The 18,600-nt window shown below is 62.0% G+C and carries 15 protein-coding genes; 2 read left to right on the plus strand and 13 right to left on the minus strand.

Annotation, left to right across the window (positions count from 1 at the left end):
- The first annotated feature begins 320 nt into the window (after positions 1-320).
- Positions 321-2,228 (plus strand): esterase EstP, encoded by a 1,908-nt coding sequence (gene estP / locus GXB78_RS11795; protein WP_329515516.1) that lies wholly within the window; start codon positions 321-323, stop codon positions 2,226-2,228.
- 172 nt (positions 2,229-2,400) lie between these two features.
- Here the strand turns inward: estP and trpE are convergent, their stop codons facing one another.
- The 10 genes from trpE to GXB78_RS11845 form a co-directional block, all read right to left on the minus strand.
- A complete protein-coding gene (gene trpE / locus GXB78_RS11800) occupies positions 2,401-3,882 on the minus strand; it encodes an anthranilate synthase component I (protein ID WP_329515517.1) in 1,482 nt (493 codons plus the stop codon).
- Positions 3,883-3,952: 70 nt separating this feature from the next.
- Positions 3,953-4,771, minus strand: a complete 819-nt coding sequence (locus tag GXB78_RS11805) for a phosphoglycolate phosphatase (RefSeq protein WP_329515518.1) — start codon at positions 4,769-4,771, stop codon at positions 3,953-3,955.
- Positions 4,768-5,442, minus strand: a complete 675-nt coding sequence (rpe, locus tag GXB78_RS11810) for a ribulose-phosphate 3-epimerase (RefSeq protein WP_007918813.1) — start codon at positions 5,440-5,442, stop codon at positions 4,768-4,770. The genes GXB78_RS11805 and rpe overlap by 4 nt, the downstream gene beginning before the upstream one ends.
- Positions 5,443-5,556: 114 nt before the next feature.
- Positions 5,557-6,705 carry an iron-containing alcohol dehydrogenase gene (locus GXB78_RS11815; protein ID WP_329515519.1) on the minus strand — a complete coding sequence of 383 codons (1,149 nt, stop codon included), beginning with the start codon at positions 6,703-6,705 and terminating at the stop codon, positions 5,557-5,559.
- Positions 6,706-6,993: 288 nt separating this feature from the next.
- Positions 6,994-7,818, minus strand: coding sequence for an ABC transporter permease (locus GXB78_RS11820; RefSeq protein WP_329515520.1), 825 nt, complete (start codon positions 7,816-7,818; stop codon positions 6,994-6,996).
- A 12-nt stretch (positions 7,819-7,830) separates the two neighbouring features.
- Entirely contained in the window at positions 7,831-9,078 is a 1,248-nt protein-coding gene (locus tag GXB78_RS11825) for an ABC transporter permease (protein WP_186620993.1), read from the minus strand.
- A gap of 178 nt (positions 9,079-9,256) precedes the next feature.
- A complete protein-coding gene (locus GXB78_RS11830) occupies positions 9,257-10,300 on the minus strand; it encodes an ABC transporter substrate-binding protein (RefSeq protein ID WP_042610425.1) in 1,044 nt (347 codons plus the stop codon).
- A gap of 48 nt (positions 10,301-10,348) precedes the next feature.
- Entirely contained in the window at positions 10,349-11,473 is a 1,125-nt protein-coding gene (locus GXB78_RS11835) for an ABC transporter ATP-binding protein (RefSeq protein ID WP_329515521.1), read from the minus strand.
- Between the two features lie 332 nt (positions 11,474-11,805).
- Positions 11,806-12,435, minus strand: coding sequence for a response regulator (locus GXB78_RS11840; RefSeq protein WP_085709227.1), 630 nt, complete (start codon positions 12,433-12,435; stop codon positions 11,806-11,808).
- Positions 12,436-12,550: 115 nt separating this feature from the next.
- Positions 12,551-14,947 carry a PAS domain-containing sensor histidine kinase gene (locus GXB78_RS11845; RefSeq protein ID WP_329515522.1) on the minus strand — a complete coding sequence of 799 codons (2,397 nt, stop codon included), beginning with the start codon at positions 14,945-14,947 and terminating at the stop codon, positions 12,551-12,553.
- Between the two features lie 73 nt (positions 14,948-15,020).
- Between GXB78_RS11845 and GXB78_RS11850 the strand changes: the two genes are divergently transcribed.
- Positions 15,021-16,007: an alpha/beta hydrolase family protein gene (locus tag GXB78_RS11850; protein WP_329515523.1), complete on the plus strand. Its 987-nt coding sequence runs from the start codon at positions 15,021-15,023 to the stop codon at positions 16,005-16,007.
- Between the two features lie 122 nt (positions 16,008-16,129).
- Here the strand turns inward: GXB78_RS11850 and GXB78_RS11855 are convergent, their stop codons facing one another.
- Genes GXB78_RS11855 through GXB78_RS11865 form a run of 3 tightly spaced genes read right to left on the minus strand, consistent with a single transcriptional unit; the run spans position 16,130 to position 18,586 of the window.
- Positions 16,130-16,897: a TerB family tellurite resistance protein gene (locus GXB78_RS11855; RefSeq protein ID WP_329515524.1), complete on the minus strand. Its 768-nt coding sequence runs from the start codon at positions 16,895-16,897 to the stop codon at positions 16,130-16,132.
- Between the two features lies 1 nt (position 16,898).
- Positions 16,899-17,570 (minus strand): N-acetylmuramate alpha-1-phosphate uridylyltransferase MurU, encoded by a 672-nt coding sequence (murU, locus tag GXB78_RS11860; protein WP_329515525.1) that lies wholly within the window; start codon positions 17,568-17,570, stop codon positions 16,899-16,901.
- Positions 17,567-18,586 (minus strand): aminoglycoside phosphotransferase family protein, encoded by a 1,020-nt coding sequence (locus GXB78_RS11865; protein ID WP_329515526.1) that lies wholly within the window; start codon positions 18,584-18,586, stop codon positions 17,567-17,569. Before GXB78_RS11865 ends, murU begins: the two co-directional genes overlap by 4 nt.
- Positions 18,587-18,600 lie beyond the last annotated feature (14 nt).

Here is an 18,600-nt window from a genome sequence, read left to right on the forward strand (position 1 = left end):
GGCGCCAGCACAGCGGCATTTCAAACAGACAAGGAAGGCAAAGCGATACAGATCCGGCGGAGCCGGCAGAGAAGATTCAGGCGCGCCAACGCCAGCGGGCGTGTGCCTTGATGACTTGATCCAGAAGTTTGCTGGTGATCAACACGGGGAAGGTCTCGTTCATACGTTCCGGCACAGTAACTTAGCTGGGCGGAGCGTGCAATATGGCGGGGCCTGCGGCTTATAAAACGGCAGAAGGATTCGCGACCGATGGCAAAACGCCGAACGTTTTTGGTACTGTCGTTTCGTTCACCTACAACAATAAATAAACGGACTTGCCCATGATCAGACAGACGTTGTTTGTACCGCTGGCCAGCTGCTTGCTCGCAATGGCCTGCGCTCAGGCCAATGCAGCGCCCAATCCTTATTCGAGTTTCATCGTCTTCGGCGACAGCCTCAACGACGCCGGCACCTTCGCCGACTCGGGCGGCCCGGCGGGCTCCACCGAGCGTTATACCAACCGTACCGGGCCGGTATATCGGGATGGCAGCGGCGAAGTTTATTCATTGAATTCCACACAGTTGCTTGGCGGTCGCCTGGGCTTTTCCCCCGACCAGACTGCCTCGTCCAGCTCCGCGGTGCGCGCGGAAAACGGCCAGCCCGACGGCAACAACTGGGCGGTCGGCGGCTATCGCACTGACCAGATTCTCGATTCGATCACCACCCAATCGGCCACCGGCGAACGCACCCGCGCCGGTTACCTGCCGTCGAACGGCTTTCGCGCCGACCCGAATGCGCTGTATTACATTTCCGGTGGCGGCAACGATTTCCTCCAGGGCCGCATTCTCAGTCTGCCCCAGGCCAACGCCGCAGCCGATCGACTGGCCGACAGCGTGCAGACCCTGCAGACCGCCGGCGCCAAATACGTGATGGTCTGGCTGCTGCCCGACGTGGGCCTGACCCCGGCGCTCAATGGCACGCCGCTGCAAGCGTTCAGCAGCACCCTCGCCAATCAGTTCAACAGTCAGTTGGTGACGCGCCTGCAGGGCATCAACGCCGAAGTCATTCCGCTGAACATTCCGGTGCTGCTCTCGGAAGTCTTCGCCGACCCGGGACGCTTCGGTCTGGCCACCGATCAGAACCTCACCGCGACCTGCTTCAGTGGCAGCGGCTGCCCGGAAAACGCCCGCTATGGCATCAACAGCGCCACGCCGGACCCGACCAAACTGATCTACAACGATGGCGTACACCCGACCGAATCCGGGCAGAAACTGATCGCCGATTACGCTTACTCCCTCCTGGCAGCACCGTGGGAATTGAGCCTGCTGCCGGAAATGGCCCACGGCACCGTCCGTGCTCATCAGGATGAATTGCGTAACCAGTGGCAGGCGGATTGGGAAAACTGGCAAGCGGTCGGCCAATGGCGCGCCATCGTCTCGGCCGGCGGACAGCATCTGGATGTCGACAGCCAAAGCAGCGCCGCCAGCGCCGATGGCAGCGGTTACAACCTCAACCTCGGCGGCAGCTATCGCTTGAACGAAGCCTGGCGCGTGGGGGTGGCGGCCGGTTTGTATCGGCAGAATCTCGAGGCCGGGCACAACGATTCCGACTACAAACTCAACAGCTACATGGCCACCGCGTTCGCCCAGTTCCAGCAGAACCGCTGGTGGGCCGACGCCGCGCTGACCGGTGGCAAACTCGACTACGACAACCTCAAGCGCAAGTTCGACCTCGGCGCCAGCGAGGGTGCGGAGAAAGGCGATACCGATGGCAGCCTGTGGGCGTTCAGCACCCGCCTTGGCTATGACATTGCCCAACCGGGCAGCCAATGGCATCTGTCGCCGTTTGTCAGCGCCGATTACGCCAGTGTCGATGTCGATGGTTACTCGGAGAAGAGCAACCGCGCCACGGCGCTGACCTTCGATGACCAGAGTCGCGATTCGAAACGCCTGGGCCTGGGCATTCAGGGCAAGTACAACTTCACCGCGCAAACCCAGGTGTACGGCGAATACGCCCACGAGCGTGAGTACGAAGATGACGTGCAGAAGGTCAACATCGCCCTTAACACCCTGCCGGCGAATGACTTCACCCTTGAAGGCTATACACCGGCAAGTCACCTGAACCGCTTGAGCCTGGGGGTCAGTCACAAGCTGACGGCGGATCTGGCGCTGCGTGGCGGTTATACCTTCCGCAAGGATGATGACTTCAAACAGCAGGGACTGAATGTCGGGGTTGTGCTGGATTTCTGAGTGACGGATGCAAAAAAAGCGGCGCCCTGACAGGCGCCGCTTTTTTATGCCTCAACACAAAACCCAATGTGGGAGCGAGCCTGCTCGCGAAAGCGCTGGGTCAGTCAATATCAACGGTGACTGACACACCTCTTCGCGAGCAGGCTCGCTCCCACATGGGAAATTGCGTGGCTCAAATTTCCGGGGTCTGCTCGGCCAGGGCCACGGCGCGGAACATCGCGCGGCGTTTGTTCAGGGTTTCTTCCCATTCCAGCGCCGGTACCGAGTCGGCGACGATGCCGCCGCCGGCCTGCACGTGCAGTTCGCCGTTCTTGATCACCGCCGTACGGATGGCAATGGCGGTGTCCATGTTGCCGTTCCAGGCAAAGTAACCGACCGCGCCGCCATATACGCCACGCTTGACCGGCTCGAGTTCGTCGATGATTTCCATCGCGCGAATCTTCGGCGCGCCGGACAAAGTCCCCGCCGGCAGAATCGCCCGCAGCGCGTCCATCGCGGTCAGGCCCGACTTCAACTGGCCGGTGACGTTGGAGACGATGTGCATGACGTTGGAATAACGCTCGATGACCATTTTCTCGGTGAGCTTCACCGAACCGATTTCCGAGACGCGCCCGGTATCGTTGCGGCCCAGATCGATCAGCATGAGATGCTCGGCGATCTCCTTGTCATCCGAGAGCAGATCCTGCTCCAGCGCCACATCGGCCTCTTCGGTCGCGCCGCGTGGGCGCGTGCCGGCGATCGGGCGCACGGTGATCAGGTTGTCTTCAACGCGCACCAACACTTCCGGTGAACTGCCGACGACGTGGAAATCGCCGAAGTTGAAGAAGTACATATACGGCGTCGGGTTGAAGCAACGCAGCGCGCGGTACAGATCGATCGGCGCAGCCTTGAAGTCGATCGACATGCGCTGCGACGGCACCACCTGCATGCAGTCGCCGGCAAGGATGTATTCCTTGATGGTGTCGACGGCTTTTTCGTAATCGTCCTGAGTGAAGCTCGAACGGAACACCGGATCAGCGGATTGCTGTTTGCTGAAATCCAGGCCACGACGCGGGGTGATCGGCTGGCGCAGTTGCTCGAGCAGTTCCTGCAACCGCGCTTGGCCTTGCTCGAAGGCATCAGCCTGGGCCGGGTCGGCAAGGACAATCGCGTGCATTTTGCCGGCCAGGTTGTCGAACACCACGACGGCGTCGGAAACCATCAGCAGAATGTCCGGCACGCCCAGCGGATCAGGGTTCGAGCACTTGCCCAGACGCTTCTCCACATAGCGCACGCAGTCGTAACCGAAGTAACCGACCAGGCCACCGTTGAAACGTGGCAGACCGGCGATGGTCGGCACGTTGTAGCGCGCCTTGAAGGTTTCGACGAAGGCCAGCGGATCTTCGACGTCGTGGCTTTCAGTCTCGACGCCATCAACGCTGATGCTGACGTGATGGTCGTGCACCCGCAGCACGGTGCGGCACGGCAGGCCGATGATCGAATAACGGCCCCACTTCTCGCCGCCCTGCACCGATTCGAGCAGGTAGGAGTTGGGCTGGTCGGCCAGTTTCAGGTAGATCGACAGCGGCGTGTCGAAGTCGGCCAGGGTTTCGCAGGCCAGCGGGATGCGGTTATAGCCGTCAGCGGCCAGACGCAGGAATTCTTCGCGATTCATAAGGTGCCTCGTGGTGTGAGGTGCAATCAGTCAGGTATGCAAACGCGCCGGCAGGGCCGGCCAGAATCAGTCAGGCGCGCCAACGCCAACGGGCCAGGGCCTTGATGACTTTCATCCAGAGTTTGCGGGTGACCACCACGATGGCGTTTCCAGAAGGGGGTTGGACAGCGTCGGGCAACGTTATCCCACCGGCCAGATCCAGGCAACCGGGAATTAGTTTGCGCAAATCGTCGATCACCAGAGCCGGGGATTCCTCGGCAATCGGCCGGCCATGGTTGTAGCCGTAGCTCAGCGCCACGCACTTGACCCCAGCCGCTTTCGCCGCCTGCACATCGCTGCGCGAGTCGCCGACGAACAACGATTGCGAGGCCGGAATGTTGGCCATTTTCATCACGAAAAACAGCGCCGCCGGGTCAGGTTTCTTCTGCGGCAGGGTATCGCCGCCGATGATCCACTTGAAGTAGCGGCCGATCTTCATCTGATCGAGCAGCGGCGCGACGAAGCGCTCGGGCTTGTTGGTGATCAGCGCCATGGCCACGCCTTGCTTGTGCAGCCACTTGAGCGTGTCGCGCACACCGGGATAGACCACGGTCAGCTCATGGCTGGCGCCGTACGCCTCCATGAAAATCTCCAGTGCGCGATCGGCTTCAGCGTCGTCCACTGCCGAGTGATCGATGCCACCCGCCAAGGCCCGACGCACCAGCACTGGCGCGCCATTGCCGACCCATTCGCGTACCGCTTCGATACCCGCCGGCGGACGGCCGAGGGAGAGCAGCATGGTGTCCACCGCCGCTGCCAGATCGGGAACCGAATCGATCAGCGTGCCATCCAGATCGAACATCACCAACCGTGGCAGTTGCCCCGGGAACAACTGCTCAAAACCGCTCATGGGCGCGCCAGTGCCAGTTCGGAACGCATCTTGTCGATGACTTCCTGATAGTTCGGCGCGTTGAAAATGGCCGAGCCGGCGACAAAGGTGTCAGCGCCAGCGGCGGCGATTTCGCGGATGTTGTTGACGTTGACGCCGCCGTCGATCTCCAGGCGGATATCGCGCCCCGAAGCGTCGATGATCGCCCGCGCCTCTCGCAGTTTGTCGAGGGTGCCGGGAATGAACTTCTGCCCGCCGAAGCCCGGGTTGACGCTCATCAGCAGGACCATGTCGACCTTGTCGATCACGTACTTGAGCACGTCCAGCGGAGTCGCGGGGTTGAACACCAGGCCGGATTTGCAACCGCCTTCACGGATCAGCTGCAGCGAGCGATCGACGTGCAAAGTGGCTTCCGGATGGAAGGTGATGTAGGTCGCGCCGGCTTCGATGAAGTCGCCGACGATGCGGTCCACCGGGCTGACCATCAGGTGCGCGTCGATCGGCGCGGTGACGCCGTACTTGCGCAGCGCCGCGCAGACCATCGGGCCGATCGTCAGGTTCGGCACGTAGTGGTTGTCCATGACGTCGAAATGGACGAAGTCGGCGCCGGCGGCGAGGACGTTGTCCACTTCCTCGCCGAGGCGGGCGAAGTCGGCGGAGAGGATCGACGGAGCAATTACGAAGGGCTGCATGACGCACCTGTGCTGAGCTAAATCACGATGGCGCGCATTGTATACCTCAAGTTTCCACGCGCGCACCGGGACCGCGATGATTGGGTTGTGCCATGAGCCCTCGGCATCTCCGCCTCAGTAGGCCGCGCGGTAGATTTTCTCGATGTCGGCGGCGCTGAGTTTGCGTGGGTTGTTGCGCATCAGGCGCTCGATGCCGGCGGCCTCCACGGCCATGGCCGGGATCGCTTCTTCCGGCACACCGAAACTGCGCAGCCCGGCTGGAATTTCCACCGCCGCGCACAAGTCGCTCATGGCCTGCACGGCTTTGTCCGCCGCTTCGCTGGCACTCAGATGAGCGGTCTTCACGCCCATGGCTTCGGCAATATCCTGCATGCGTTCGATGCAGGCCATCTTGTTCCAGGTCATCACATAGGGCAGCAGCAAGGCGTTGCTGACACCGTGGGCAATGTTGAAACGCCCGCCCAGCGGATACGCCAGCGCATGCACCGCGCCGACCCCGGCGTTACCGAACGCCATGCCGGCCATCAGGCTGGCGGTGGCCATGTCTTCGCGCGCTTGCAGGTTGGCGCCGTTGGCGTAGGCCTTGGGCAGAGCCTTGGCGATCAGCTTGATTGCGCCGATGGCGAGGGAGTCGGTGATCGGCGAGGCGTTCACTGACAGGTAGGATTCGATGGCGTGCACCAGCGCATCGACACCACTGGCGGCGGTGACGCTGCGCGGACAGGTCAGGGTCATTTGCGGACTGACCAGCGCCACGTCCGGCAACAGATAGTCGCTGACGATGCCTTTCTTCAACTGCGCAACCTTGTCCGAAAGGATCGCCACGTTGGTGACTTCCGAGCCGGTGCCGGCGGTGGTCGGGATGGCGATCAGCGGCGGGCCCTTGCGCGGCACCTGATCGACGCCGAACAGGTCTTCCAGCGCGCCGTGATAACCGGCGTAGGCGGCGACGCTCTTGGCGATGTCGATGGCGCTGCCACCGCCGAGGCCGATCAAACCGTCATGCCCGCCCTCACGGTAGGCGCGCATGCAGTCTTCGACGATGGCGATTTCCGGGTCGGGCAGCACCCGATCGAAAATCTCGTATTCGCGCCCGCCCAGTTGCACCAGTGCCAGCTCGACAGTGCCGGATTTGACCAGCGCCGCGTCAGTGACGATCAGCGGGTTGTCGACATCAAGACGCGTGAGCTCCGCCGCCAGTTGCTCGATGGCTGCGGCGCCAGTGATCAGTTTGTGAGCGATTTTGAACTGGGACAGACTCATGGTGCGCAGCCTCTTATAGATGTGGGAGCTGGGCACAAGATTAGCTTGAGATTTGGGGTTGTCTGCTATTCAGGTGGTGAATGACGCATTGAGGGTAAGAGCAAGAGCCCCTCACCCTAGCCCTCTCCCAGAGGGAGAGGGGACTGACCGAGGTGTACTCTCGCAATACACCGACCTGAATTACCGAGTCGAACTCAGGCCTTGAAAACCACAACGATCTGCTCCCTTTCCCCCTCGCCCCCCTGGGGGAGAGGGCTGGGGTGAGGGGGTAAGCTTTTGATCTGGCCTTTAAACGTGAGCCGTACGCAGTTTCTCGCTACGCCCCCGCAGCCATTCCAGCGTCAGCAACAGAACGACGGAGAAGGCAATCAGCAACGTCGCCGCCGCCGCAATCGTCGGGCTGAGGTTCTCGCGAATCCCGCTGAACATCTGCCGAGGCAATGTCGCCTGCTCGGGCCCAGCGAGAAACAGCGTCACCACCACCTCGTCAAACGACGTCGCAAAGGCAAACAGCGCTCCGGAAATCACTCCGGGCGCGATCAGCGGCAAGGTCACCCGGCGGAACGCCGTCAGCGGTGAAGCGCCCAGGCTGGCCGCTGCGCGTACCAGATTGTGATTGAAGCCCTGCAACGTCGCCGACACGGTGATGATCACAAACGGCACACCCAGCACCGCATGCACCACGATCAGTGAGAAGAAGCTGTTGCCCAGCCCCAGCGGTGCGAAGAACAGATAACTCGCCACGCCGATAATCACCACCGGCACCACCATCGGCGAAATCACCAGCGCCATCACCAGCGACTTGCCGGGGAAGTCGCCGCGGGTCAGGCCGATCGCCGCCAGGGTGCCGAAGATCATCGCCAGCACGGTCGCGGCCGGGGCGACGATGATGCTGTTCTTCAGCGCACGCATCCATTCCGCCGAAGCAAAGAAGTCGTGGTACCACTGCAGCGAGAAACCCTGCAGCGGATAGACCAGGAAACTTCCCGAGTTGAACGACAGCGGCACGATCACCAGCACCGGCAGGATCAGGAACAACAGGATCAGGCCGCAGAGGATCCGCAGGCTGTAGAACCACACCCGTTCGATGGGCGACATGTAAGGACTCAGCATCGCAAATTCCCCTTAGCTCAGGCGCAGGCGACTGGCGCCGACCAGCCAGCTGTAGATCAGATAAAGCACCACGGTCGCCAGCAACAGCAGGCCGCCGAGCGCAGTGGCCATGCCCCAGTTGATGCTGGTGTTGGTGTAGAAAGCGACGAAGTAGCTGACCATTTGGTCGTTCGGGCTGCCGAGCAGCGCCGGGGTGATGTAGTAGCCGATGGCGAGGATGAACACCAACAGGCAGCCGGCGCCGACACCGGCATAGGTCTGCGGGAAGTACACGCGCCAGAAACTGGCGAACGGATGACAGCCGAGGGAAATCGCCGCACGCATGTAGGTTGGCGAGATGCCTTTCATCACGCTGTAGATCGGCAGAATCATGAACGGCAGGAGGATGTGCACCATCGAGATGTACACGCCGGTGCGGTTGAACACCAGTTCCAGCGGTTTATCGATGATGCCCATGGCCAGCAGCGCGCTGTTGATCAGGCCGCCGGATTGCAGCAGCACGATCCACGCCGCGACCCGCACCAGAATCGAGGTCCAGAACGGCAGCAGCACCAGAATCATCAGCAGGTTGCTCTGCCGCGAAGGCAGGTTCGCCAGCAGGTAGGCCAGTGGGTAGGCGAGCAACAGGCAGATCACGGTGATGACCAGGCCCATCCAGAAGGTACGGGCGAAGATGTCGAGGTAGATCGCCTGATCCGGGGTGGCCGGGGCCAGTTCGCCGAGGTCGTCGATGCGGTGATCGACTGCCGCCAGCAGGTAATAAGGAGTGATACTGCTGGTGTTGCGTTTCACCGCTTGCCAGTAGGCCGGGTCGCCCCAACGCTCGTCGAGCGCTTCCAGGGCTTCTTTATAGGAGGCCGGTTCGCTGGCAAACGGCAGCGCCCGGGCGGTTTTGGTCAGCAGGCTGCGATAGCCGGCCAACTCCATGTTCAAGCGCTTGGACAGATCGCCCAGCGTCTGGTTTTTGCGGGCTTCGGCGAGGTCTTCGCTGGCCGCCTTGTACACCGGCTCGGCGGGCAGACCACGGCCGTCCCAACCCGCGATGGCAGTGACAGTGCGCGGCATGCCGCCAACCACTTCCGGGTTGCCGACGCTTTTATAGAGCAGCGCCACGATCGGCACCAGAAACACCAGCAGCAGAAACAGCACCAGCGGCGCAATCAGCGCCTGGGCCTTCCAGCGGTTGACCCGCTCGGCGTGCTTGAGCTTCTGCTTCAAGGTGGGGCTGGCGCCCTCGTTCAGGGGAACGGCGATGGCCATGACGTACTCCGCAAATCTTTGATCGTTACAGAGGTGGCGAACCACCGCTGTTGTGTTGAACCACAGCAACCTGTGGGAGCGAGCCTGCTCGCGAAGAGGCCAGCACATTCAACATTTATGCTGGCTGATCTACCGCTTTCGCGAGCAGGCTCGCTCCCACAGGAGGGCGAGCCCTCGGTTATTTCGCCGCCCAGGAATTGAAGCGCTGCTCCAGTTGTTCGCCGTTGTCAGCCCAGAAGCTGACGTCGATCTGCACCTGGTTGGCGATGTTTTCCGGGGTGGTCGGCATGTCTTTCAGAACATCCTTGGCCAGCAGCGGTACGGCTTGGGTATTGGCCGGGCCGTAAGCGATGTTTTCCGAGTAGGTCTTCTGCTGCTGCGGCTGCACCGAGAAAGCGATGAATTTTTTTGCCGCTTCCGCGCGCTTGGCGTCCAGACCTTTCGGGATGGCCCAGGCGTCGAAGTCGTAGATGCCGCCGTTCCACACCACTTTCAGGTTGGACTCTTTCTGCACCGCCGCGATGCGACCGTTGTAGGCCGAGCTCATGACCACGTCACCGGAAGCGAGGTACTGCGGCGGTTGTGCGCCGGCTTCCCACCACTGAATGCTTGGTTTCAGCTCATCAAGCTTTTTGAAGGCGCGATCCTGACCGCCCTTGCTCGCCAGTTCCTTGTAGACGTCTTTCGGCGCCACACCATCGGCCATCAGGGCGAATTCGAGGGTGTACTTGGCACCTTTGCGCAGGCCACGCTTGCCGGGGAATTTCTTCGTGTCCCAGAAATCCGCCCAGCTGGTCGGTGCAGTTTTCAGCTTGTCAGCGTTGTAAGCCAATACGGTCGACCAAACGAAAAAGCCCACGCCACACGGCTGAATGGCGCCCTTGACGTAGTCTTCGCTCTTGCCGAACAGCGCCGGGTCGAGTTGCTCGAACATGTCTTCGTCGCAACCACGGGACAGCTCTGGCGATTCAACCTCAACCAGGTCCCACGACACGCTCTTGGTGTCGACCATGGCTTTGACCTTGGCCATTTCGCCGTTGTATTCGCCGGCAACGATCTTGCCGTTGCCCGCCGCTTCCCACGGTGCATAGAAGGCTTTGACTTGCGCCGCCTTGTTCGCCCCGCCAAACGACACCACGGTCAAGTCCGGGCCGGCAGCCATCGCGCCGGTCGCACCCATCAGGCCCAGAGTCAGGGCGGTGAACTTCAGGGATCTCAACATTTATTGTTCTCTCCACGTGCAGGGTTGGTGTTGGTATTGCCGGGGCGCTTAGTGCGCCTCTGAAAGCGGATCGAGCGCACGAACGTGCTCGACCTGCCAGCCAAGCGGTACCACGTCACCGACAGCGAGCGCGGGATCAAGCTCGGCAATCGGCTGTTTCACGAAGAAGTCGGTCTTGCCGCAGACTTCCAGGCGCACCCGGACGTGGTCGCCCAGATAGATGAATTCCGCCACCCTCCCTGAGAAGCGGTTGACACATTGATCGCTCGAACCATTGAGGCTGACGCGCTCCGGACGGATCGACAGGGTCACCGGCTCGCCGGTCTGGCCGACGTTGACTGCCAGCGCCTCGACCTTTTCGCCACGGCCCAACTCGACCACACAACGCTCGCCGCTGTGGCTGAGCAGGCGTCCGTTGAGGCGGTTGTTCTCGCCGATGAAGTTGGCGACAAAAGTGTTCTTCGGCTCTTCATAGAGCGTGCGTGGCGGCGCGATCTGCTGGATCTCGCCTTGATGGAACACGGCAACGCGGTCGGACATGGTCAGCGCTTCGCCCTGATCGTGGGTCACGTAGACCACGGTCACGCCGAGCCGCTGGTGCAGGTGCTTGATCTCCATTTGCATATGTTCACGCAACTGCTTGTCGAGGGCGCCCAGCGGTTCGTCCATCAACACCAGTTGCGGTTCGAACACCAAGGCGCGGGCCAACGCCACACGCTGCTGCTGACCACCGGACAACTGTGCCGGGTAGCGCGAAGCGAAGGCATCGAGCTGGACCATGCTGAGGACTTTCTTCACCCGCTCGCTGACGTCGCTTTTGTTCAGGCCACGCACGGTCAACGGGAAGGCGAGGTTTTCGGCGACGGTCATGTGCGGGAACAGCGCGTAGTTCTGAAACACCATGCCGATGTCACGCTTGTGCGGCGGTACGTTGTTGATCGAACGCCCGGCCAGCAGAATCTCGCCGGCGGTCGGCGTTTCGAATCCGGCGAGCATCATCAGGCTGGTGGTCTTGCCGGAACCGGACGGCCCGAGCAGGGTGAGAAATTCGCCTTTGCGAATGTCCAGATTGAGGTCTTTGACGATCAGGTTCTCGCCGTCGTAGCTCTTCTGCACACCACGAAAGCTGACCAGCACATCACTGGCCCCTGCGCTTGTATCGACCTGGCTCATACCCGCACCTTTGTTGTTGATGACTGCTTGTTCATCAAGCCTAGTGGCTGGCGCCAGCCACGCAAATCGGGGCGCAGGAGAGAATCGCTTAAGCGCAATGGAAGGTTGGGGGTAGGGATTGCCCTACAAGGATGGCGCTATTGGATAAAGCAGTGGCGAGCGGTGAGCTGCAAGCCGCAAGCAAAGGCAAAAGCGCTTGTCGCTAATGGATATGCCAACTCGGAACTTGTGGGAGCGAGCCTGCTCGCGAATGCGGTGGGTCATCAAACTGAATGGCTGACTGTTACGCCGCTTTCGCGAGCAGGCTCGCTCCCACATGAGGGCGGTGACGGTCAGAGGAGTTTGTGTTCCATAGCGTATTTCACCAGTTCAGCCAGCGAGGTGATGTTGAGCTTTTGCATCAGCCGCGCCTTGTGGGTGCTGATGGTCTTGCTGCTCAAGGCCAGTTGCTGGGCGATGTCGTTGACATTGGCGCCCTGGGCCAGGCGCTCGAACACCGAGAATTCGCGTTCGGACAGCAGCGAATGCAGCGGCCGGGTATCGGTCAGGCCGACTTCGAAGACCATGCGGTCGGCCAGTTCCGGATCAATGTAGCGCCCACCCGCCGCGACCTTGCGGATCGCCGTGAGCAGCAGCGCCGGATCGCTGTCCTTGGTCGCATACCCGGCCGCGCCGACCTTCAATGCGCGAGCGGCCATTTGCGCCTCGTCGTGCATCGACAGCACCAGGATCGCCGGCGGATTGTTCAGCGCACGGATGCGCGGGATCGCTTCCAGACCGTTGACACCGGGCATGGAGATGTCCAGCAACACCACTTCGCAAGGCACGTTGCGCAGGGTTTCGAGCAGTTGCTCACCATTGCTCGCCTCCCCCACCACTTGCAGATCCTTGGCCAGGCCGATCAATTGCTTGATGCCCTCGCGGACGATGGTGTGGTCTTCGGCTACCAGTACACGGATCACATTCTTCTCCTTAGCCAAAATATTTCGCGAGCGGGCTCGCTCCCACCCTGGAATGCATTCTCCCCGGTGGGAGCGAGCCTGCTCGCGAAGGCGTCAGCACTCACAACACAAACCTTCAGACCTCACTCACCGGCACCCATACTTGAAGACTGGTGCCCTCCCCCGGCTCACTCACCAGCTCCAGCCGGCCGCCCATGATCAGCACCCGCTCACGCATGCCGACCAGACCAAACGAAGTCGGCCGACCTTCAGCGGCGACAAATCCTACGCCGTCATCGCTGACGGTCAGACACAATTCATCGTCATCCAATGCCAGGGTCAATTCCACCGTATGCGCCTGGGCATGGCGCATCACGTTGGTCAGCGCCTCCTGCAAAATCCGGAACAGCCCTACCGCTTTGGCATCGCTGAGCGCCGGCAGGTTGTCCGGCACCTGCACCAGACACGGAATCTGCGTGCGCGCCTCGAAGCGTCGCGCCTGCCACTCGATCGCCGAGGCAATCCCGGCATCGAGGATCGGCGGGCGCAACGCCGTCGCCACATCGCGCACCAGCTGAAATAGTTGTGCGATCAGGCGCTTCATGCTGTTGAGCCGCTCGTTCAGACCCGGATCAAGTTGCGCGTAGGCCAGTTCGCACATCGATGTCTCCAGTTTCAGTACGGTGAGCATCTGCCCCAGCTCATCATGAACTTCCCGGGCGATGCGCGCCTTCTCTTCTTCGCGCACGCTCTCCAGGTGCGCCGACAGTTCACGCAACTGCTCGCGGGAGGCCGCCAGTTCCAGCTCGATACGTTTGCTTTCGCTGATGTCCCAGACGATGCCGTCCCAGACGTAGGCGCCGTCCTCCAGTTGCCGGGTGATCGCCTTGATCTCGGCCCAGCGCTGCTCGCCCTGGCGTGTGACGATGCGGCCCTGCCACGACCAGTCGCTGTCGGTGTCCAGCGCCTGATCCTGAGTGCGGTGATAACTGGCCTTGTCGTCGGGGTGCACCAGACTGCGCAGGCCCATGTCGCGATGCGCGATGGCCGCCGGCGCATAACCCACCAGCGTTTCGCTGCCCTCGCTGATGTAGGCAAAGTCGATCTGCCCGGTGACCGGCGCCCGTTCCAGACGAAACACCAGACCCGGCACGTTCGCGGCGATGCCTTGCAGGCGCGCTTCACTCTCCTGCAAAGCGGCCAGTGCGCGGCGGCGGTCGGTGACATCGGTGAGGTAGACCACCAGATATTCACTGTCGCGAAAACGCACGAAGCTCAGGGAGACGTCCGCCGGCAGGACAGTGCCGTCGGCGCGCAGACAACTGGTCTCGAAGCTCAGCGGCCCTTCTTCACTGGCCCGCGCGCGCTTCCACAGATTGAGCCAGCGATCCATGTGCAGGCCGGGCTCGAAGTCGATCAGCGGCCGCTCGATCAGCCCGCCCGAGGGATAACCGAGCATGTTTTCCGCCGCGCGATTGGCGTAGCGCACATGGCTGTCCCAATTGACCCAGAGAATGCCGACGGTGCTTTGGTCGATGGAAAACTGCGTCAGCCGCAGTGCTTCTTCACTGGCCGCGCGCAGGGCGATATCCTCGCGCGCGCTGAGCAGGCGCTGTTCGAGACTGTGCTGCTGGCGCCGCTGCCAGACCACGATCGCCACGCAACTGAGCAGCAGCACCGCGAACAACAGGCTGAGGTTCTGCCAGAACCCCGGCGATTCAGCCAGCCGTGGATATTTCGGTTGCAGCCATTGGTTGTGCAGTTGTTCCAGATCCTTGGCCGGAATCGCACGCAAGGCGCTCTGGACGATGCCGGCCAGCTCCGGCCAATCGCGCCGCGAGGCCACACGCAGCAACTGCGGCAGGCCGATATCGCCGACCACCACCAATTCGGCGAACTCCGGTTCCACCGACAGCCGCCCCAACTGCGCTTCGTCGACCACCGCGTAGGAGGCTTGCTGACTCAACAGCAACTGCAACGCCTGACGTTCCAGCGGCACGCCTTGCAGATTCAGGTGCGGATAGTTGCTGCGCAGGTAATCAGCGGTGCTGCTCGGCATGCGTACGGCGACCCGAGTCTGGCTGTCGAGTTTTTCCAGATCGACTGCGCTGCTGCTTTTCCGGTCGCTGACCACCAGTTGCGGCACACGCATGTACGGGTCGGAAAACTGCCAGAGGCGCAGCGCGCCTGGTGTCTGGCTCAGGCCCGGGGCGATGTCGATTTCACCCTCGCGCAGAGCGCTTTCCAATGCCCCGAGATCCTGGAAGTTGCGCCAGCTCAATTCCACTCCGAGGGTTTTGCCGAGCAGTTTCATCAACTCGACATTGGCCCCGGACAATCGCTGCAAGCGCCGATCGTAAGTCGCGTAGGGCGCCTGCAGGACCAGGCCGACGCGCAATTCAGTGTGCTGCGCCAGCCAGTGCTGCTGGCTCGACGTCAGTTGTGCGGCATGGGCCGATGGCGCAGGCGCCGCCCAGCCCATCAAGGGAAACCACAACCAGCCGATAACCCACAGGCAGCAAAATCGCTTCATTGAAGTCTCATACACTGACAAATTCTGACCAACCCATTAGGCTGCCGGGATACTTTCTGGCCTGGAATAACCGATGCCCTTTGTCTACCGCCTGGCACTGCCAGCATTGTGCCTGTCGCTGATCCTGCCTTGTGCGTTTTCCGTCGAAGCCGCCGACCCGGCGCCCGCCGCCACGGACAAGCCCGCCGAAGAAAAACCGGCCGAGCGCCAGCCACTGCTTGAGCGTAGCCAGGAAGAGGCCGCCGCACTGCAACGTAAACTGCCGGCGCAAGAGCAGCAACAACTGCAGGCCGGCAGCGACACTTTCCTCGCCTTGTGGAAACCGGCCAACAACCCCGAACCCAAAGGTGCAGTGATCATTGTTCCGGGTGCCGGCGAAACCGCTGACTGGCCGCAGGCAGTCGGCCCGTTGCGGCGCAAGTTGCCTGACGCCGAGTGGAGCAGCCTGAGTATCACCCTGCCCGATCTGCAAGGCGACGCTATCGCCCCACGCGTGATCGAACCGGCCGCCGCGCCGAAAGCCCCGGAAACCGCGAGCAAGGACGCCACCACCGCGCAGCCGATCGAACAAGCCGCTGGCGGTGAAGCGGAAGTCGCTGAACAGGTGGTGGCCGAGACCAGCGAAGAACAAGCCAAGGCCGACGCTGATCGCATCTTCGGACGGATCGACGCGGCGATTGCCTACGCCGAACAACAGAGCGCACGCAGCATTGTCGTGCTCGGCCACGGCACCGGCGCCTATTGGGCGGCACGCTTTCTCAGCGAGCGGCAGACACCGCAGGTGGAAAAACTGGTGATGGTTGATGCGCAGGCACCGGTCAAGGCCCTGCCTCCACTCGCCGAACTGACCCCGACGCTGAAGCTGCCGACGGTGGACATTTTCTACATGGACAGAGCGCTGGATCGCAACGCGGCGCTGGAGCGCATGCAGGCGAGCAAACGCCTGAAGACCTCGGCGTTCAGCCAGGTGGCGCTGAAGGTGTTGCCGGACAAAAAGGCCGAGCAGGAACAATTGTTTCGGCGGGTGCGGGGTTGGTTGAATCCTCAGGCTGTTGACTGACTGTCACATCGAGTCGCCCCTCTTCGCGAGCAGGCTCGCTCCCACATTGGATCTATGCAAAATTCATTGTGGGAGCGAGCCTGCTCGCGAAGAGGCCCGCGCAAACAACACCTCTCTAACGCCTAGCGAAAATCCCGCCGCTCGCGAATCAACGTATAGGCGTTATGCAGTTCCCGCGTACGCTCGGTTGCTTCGCGCACCTGTGCCGGGGTCGCGCCACTGCCGGCGATCTTGTCCGGGTGATGGCGACTGAGCAAACGTCGGTAAGCGCGCTTGATCTGCGCCGGCTCGCTGCTCGCCGACACCCCGAGCAACTTCATCGCCTCCTGATAACTCACCGCCGCGCTGACGATCGGCCGCTTGCCCGGCTCGTAATCGCCGGCCAGCGCCTGGACCTGCTGCGACGTCCAGCCCAGCCACTTGCCCCACTGCGCCAGCAACTCGCGTTCGCTGACCCCGGCCCGACCGTCAGCCCAGACCATTCGCCAACAGGCGCGCAACACGCCTTCGGCTGCATGCGGTTGCGTACTCAAACGGCGCAGATAGCCGCGCAGATTGTCGCCGCCGGACTTGCCGCGATTGAACGCGGCAATGGCCCGTCGTGTCGCCGGCTCGCTCATTTCCAGCGCGCGCATTTCATTGCGCGCCTGCTGGATATGCCCGTCAGTGACGCGCCCGTCGCTCTTGGCCAGACGCCCGAGCAAGACGAACAGCAGTTCGTCGTTGCGTAGCATCGGCCGGCCGCCGAGCTTCTCGCGTAAGTGTCCCCAGCTCTGCAAGTGCAAGCGCCGATCCAGCGCCTGCCCCAACAACGCCCCAAGCATGGCCCCCGGAATGCTGGCAATCGCGTACCCCACTCCGGCTCCAATCAGAGTCCCTGGCCACAGCATCTCAGCGACTCGCTTCTATCAAGGCTTCGGCTTCGGCCAGACGCTCGTGGGTACCGACATCCACCCAATGCCCCTTCAAGCGTTCGCCCGTCACTTCGCCGGCGGCCATGGCCTGGCGCAGCAGCGGCGCGAGCTTGAACGCGCCATCGCTGCAACCGTCGAACAGCTGCGGATGCAGCACGGCGATACCGCTGTAGGTCAGCGTCTGCGCACCAGGTTCGCCGTCCCTGACTTTGCCATCGACCAGACTGAAATCGCCGTTCGGGTGATGCGCCGGATTGTCCGCCAGCACCAGATGCGCCAGGCCATTGATCGGCTGGTGCAGCACACTGAAGTCATAATCGGTCCAGATGTCGCCATTGACCACCACAAACGCATCGTCACCGAGCAACGGCAGCGCACGGAAAATCCCGCCGCCGGTTTCCAGCGGCTCGCCCTCCGGCGAGTACTGAATGCTCAGACCGAAACGCGAACCGTCGCCCAGATGATCTTCGATCTGCTGACCGAGCCAGGCGTGGTTGATGACGATTTCATCGAAGCCTGCGGCCGCGAGGGCGTGCAGGTGATACTCGATCAACGGTACACCGCCGGCACGCACCAGCGGTTTCGGCGTGGTCAGGGTCAGCGGACGCATGCGCTCGCCTTTGCCCGCGGCCAGAATCATTGCCTTCATGCCGTCGCTCCAGCACGCAAGCTGCTGAACAGCGCTTGCAGTTCCGCCAGTTCAGGACGGCGGGCGATTACCGCGTCTATATAAGAGAAGAAGCGCGGCACATCGGCCAGATAACGTGGCTTGCCGTCGCGATGGCAGATACGCGCGAAGATGCCGATGACTTTCAGGTGACGCTGCACGCCCATCAGGTCGCTGGCGCGCAGGAAGTCTTCGAAATCCGCCTGCACCGGAATGTCCAGCGCCGAGGCCTGCTGCCAATAACTTTCCAGCCAGCCGCGCACGCGTTCTTCCGGCCAGCTGAGGAAGGCGTCCTTGAACAGGCAGGTGACGTCGTAGGTCACCGGGCCGTACACCGCGTCCTGGAAATCCAGCACGCCGGGGTTGGGCTCGCTGAGCATCAGGTTGCGCGGCATGTAGTCGCGGTGCACCAGCACTTTCGGCTGGGCCAGGGCGCTGTCGATCAGCAGCTCACTGATGTGCTGCCACTGTTGCTGCTGGGCTGCATCGAACTCGACGCCCAGCTCGCGCTTGACGTACCACTCGGGGAAGAGTTCCAACTCACGACGCAACAGGGCGACGTCGTAACTGGGCAACGGCGCAACCATCGGCAACTGCTGAAAAGCCAACAGCGCTTGCAGGGCATCGTGGAATAACGCGTCGGCATTTTCGCCATCGATCACGTCGAGATAGGTCTTGTTGCCCAGGTCATTGAGCAGAAGAAAGCCGCGCTCGAGGTCTTCGGCGTAAATTTTCGGCACATTAATTCCGGATTTCGCCAGCAAAAAGGCGATATCCACGAACGGTTTGCAGTTTTCCTGCGGTGGCGGCGCGTCCATCACGACGAAGCTGCGACCATCACCCTCCCAGCGGAAGTAGCGGCGGAAACTCGCGTCGCTGCTGGCCGCAGTCAACGTGGCCGGGGGCACGGTGCCCCAGCCCTGCTCGGCAAACAACTTTGCCAACTGCTCATCGAGCCAAACTTTCAGGTGTTGCAAGCGTACATCTTGGTCAGGCATTGCAAGGGTCTCCG

It is taken from the genome of Pseudomonas moraviensis subsp. stanleyae (assembly GCF_036283065.1).
Taxonomy (GTDB): domain Bacteria; phylum Pseudomonadota; class Gammaproteobacteria; order Pseudomonadales; family Pseudomonadaceae; genus Aquipseudomonas; species Aquipseudomonas stanleyae.

Bases quoted from the DNA above. Each gene is read 5' to 3' on its own strand.
- estP (WP_329515516.1), top strand. From the start codon at position 321: ATGATCAGACAGACGTTGTTTGTACCGCTGGCCAGCTGCTTGCTCGCA.
- trpE (WP_329515517.1), bottom strand. From the start codon at position 3,882: ATGAATCGCGAAGAATTCCTGCGTCTGGCCGCTGACGGCTATAACCGC.
- GXB78_RS11805 (WP_329515518.1), bottom strand. From the start codon at position 4,771: ATGAGCGGTTTTGAGCAGTTGTTCCCGGGGCAACTGCCACGGTTGGTG.
- rpe (WP_007918813.1), bottom strand. From the start codon at position 5,442: ATGCAGCCCTTCGTAATTGCTCCGTCGATCCTCTCCGCCGACTTCGCC.
- GXB78_RS11815 (WP_329515519.1), bottom strand. From the start codon at position 6,705: ATGAGTCTGTCCCAGTTCAAAATCGCTCACAAACTGATCACTGGCGCC.
- GXB78_RS11820 (WP_329515520.1), bottom strand. From the start codon at position 7,818: ATGCTGAGTCCTTACATGTCGCCCATCGAACGGGTGTGGTTCTACAGC.
- GXB78_RS11825 (WP_186620993.1), bottom strand. From the start codon at position 9,078: ATGGCCATCGCCGTTCCCCTGAACGAGGGCGCCAGCCCCACCTTGAAG.
- GXB78_RS11830 (WP_042610425.1), bottom strand. From the start codon at position 10,300: ATGTTGAGATCCCTGAAGTTCACCGCCCTGACTCTGGGCCTGATGGGT.
- GXB78_RS11835 (WP_329515521.1), bottom strand. From the start codon at position 11,473: ATGAGCCAGGTCGATACAAGCGCAGGGGCCAGTGATGTGCTGGTCAGC.
- GXB78_RS11845 (WP_329515522.1), bottom strand. From the start codon at position 14,947: ATGAAGCGATTTTGCTGCCTGTGGGTTATCGGCTGGTTGTGGTTTCCC.
- GXB78_RS11850 (WP_329515523.1), top strand. From the start codon at position 15,021: ATGCCCTTTGTCTACCGCCTGGCACTGCCAGCATTGTGCCTGTCGCTG.
- GXB78_RS11855 (WP_329515524.1), bottom strand. From the start codon at position 16,897: ATGCTGTGGCCAGGGACTCTGATTGGAGCCGGAGTGGGGTACGCGATT.
- murU (WP_329515525.1), bottom strand. From the start codon at position 17,570: ATGAAGGCAATGATTCTGGCCGCGGGCAAAGGCGAGCGCATGCGTCCG.
- GXB78_RS11865 (WP_329515526.1), bottom strand. From the start codon at position 18,586: ATGCCTGACCAAGATGTACGCTTGCAACACCTGAAAGTTTGGCTCGAT.